2 protein-coding genes and 1 pseudogene are annotated in these 1,876 nt (G+C 69.2%); 1 reads left to right on the top strand and 2 read right to left on the bottom strand.

What is annotated here, in order from left to right; translation table 11 throughout:
* The coding region (locus PUR61_RS06635) for a transposase (RefSeq protein ID WP_329876630.1) at positions 1-421 on the bottom strand (421 nt) is incomplete at its 3' end.
* Here PUR61_RS06635 and PUR61_RS06640 point away from each other — a divergent pair.
* Positions 402-1,604 (top strand): IS110 family transposase, encoded by a 1,203-nt coding sequence (locus PUR61_RS06640; RefSeq protein ID WP_329876632.1) that lies wholly within the window; start codon positions 402-404, stop codon positions 1,602-1,604. The genes PUR61_RS06635 and PUR61_RS06640 overlap by 20 nt on opposite strands.
* 20 nt (positions 1,605-1,624) lie before the next feature.
* On the opposite strand, the pseudogene PUR61_RS06645 reads toward PUR61_RS06640, so the two are convergent.
* A pseudogene (locus PUR61_RS06645) lies at positions 1,625-1,876 on the bottom strand (transposase); the annotation flags it as partial.

Here is a 1,876-nt window from a genome sequence, read left to right on the forward strand (position 1 = left end):
AGCGGATCGGTGGGATCGCCTCGACGAGCGGGATCAGGGCCTGACTGTCGTGCAGGTTGGCGCCGGAGATCGCGAGCGAGATGGGCAGACCGGTACGTTCGGTGAGCAAATGGATCTTCGACCCGAACTTGCCCCGATCGGCAGGATTCGGACCCGTCAGGTCCCCGTTACCGTTTTCGTGGCCCCGCAATGGGGTTCCCGGCCTCCCGGCCCGGCATGACTGAGATCCCTTGTCGAGCATGATCGAAAAAGTGGTGTCACCGGGCTCGGAGGCGTTGGCAGACCGCTGATGAGGGGCTTGAGCGCCGGATCCCGCACCGGGTGAGGCAGGCTCTCCGTAACGTGGATGCCGGCACGCCGATGCCGCAGGGCCGGGGGAAACGAAGTGTGGGGAGGGGCAGTTGACCAGCACCGACGGCATAGATCTCTATCTCGGCCTGGACGTCGGCAAGGGCGAGCATCACGCGACCGCGCTCACGCCGGCCGGCAAGAAGGTCTTCGACAGGGCACTGCCCAACAACGAGCCCAGGCTCCGTGAGCTGTTCACGAAACTGCAGGCCAAGCACGGGACCGTGCTGGTGGTGGTCGACCAGCCGGCCACCGTCGGCGCCCTGCCGCTGGCCGTCGCCCGCGACACCGGCTGCCGCATCGCCTACCTGCCCGGCCTGACCATGCGCCGGATCGCTGACCTCTACCCGGGCGAGGCGAAGACCGACGCCCGCGACGCGCACGTCATCGCGGACGCCGCCCGCACCATGCCGCACACCCTGCGCGACCTGGTGGCGGCCGACGAGACCGTCGCCGAGCTGGAGATGATCGCCGGATTCGACGACGACCTCGCTGGTGAGTCGACGAGGATCAAAAACCGTCTGCGCGGCCTGCTGACCCAGATCCACCCGTCCCTCGAGCGCGTTCTGGGCCCGCGACTGGACCACCCGGCGGTCCTCGCCCTGCTCGAACGGCACGGCTCGCGAGCCCAGTTGAGGAAGGCAGGCCGACGTCGACTGATCACACTGCTGCGGCCCAAGGCCCCACGGATGGCCGAGCGGCTCGTCGAGGACATCTTCACCGCCCTCGACGAGCAGACCGTCGTCGTCCCAGGCACCGAGGCCGCCGCGCTGATCGTCCCCAGCCTCGCCACCTCACTCACCGCGGTCCTCGACCAGCGCAGACTCCTCGCGGCGAGGATCGAGGAATTGCTGGAGACGCACCCTCTTTCCCCGGTCCTGACCTCGATGCCCGGCATCGGGATCAGGACCGCCGCCCGGATCCTCGTCGACGTCGGCGACGCGAAGGCCTTCCCAAGCGCCGGCCACCTCGCCGCCTACGCGGGCCTGGCGCCAGTCACCCGCGCGTCCGGCTCCTCCATCCGCGGCGAACACCCCTCCCGGCGCGGCAACAAGCAGCTCAAACGGGCCTTCTACCTCGCCGCATTCGCCTCACTGTCCCAACCTGAGTCACGCGCCTACTACGACCGGAAACGACGCGAAGGCAAACACCACGTCGCCGCCCTCGTCGCACTCGCCCGCCGCCGCATCGACGTCCTCTTCGCCATGCTCAGAGACGGCACCCTCTACCAGCCACCGACCGCCGCGACCGGTTGACGAAGACCATAGGGGCACTTTTTCGTGGCGCGCATGTTCACCGAGTCGACCGCGCACCTGGACCAGTCCAGGCCGCCCCGCGAACCGAGTTCGTCCAGGACCAGGCGGTAGAGCTTCGCCCACACCCTCGCCGCGGTCCACTCGGCGAAACGGCGGTGCGCGGTCGGACCGGACGGCCCGAAGCAGGGCGGCAGCTGGGCCCATGTACACCCCGAGGTGGCCACGAACACGATCGCGGCCAGCACCTCCCGGTCCCCGTGACGCCGACGCCC

Origin of the sequence: Streptomyces sp. BE20, assembly GCF_036322525.1 — a bacterium.
Classification (GTDB): Bacteria; Actinomycetota; Actinomycetes; order Streptomycetales; family Streptomycetaceae; genus Kitasatospora.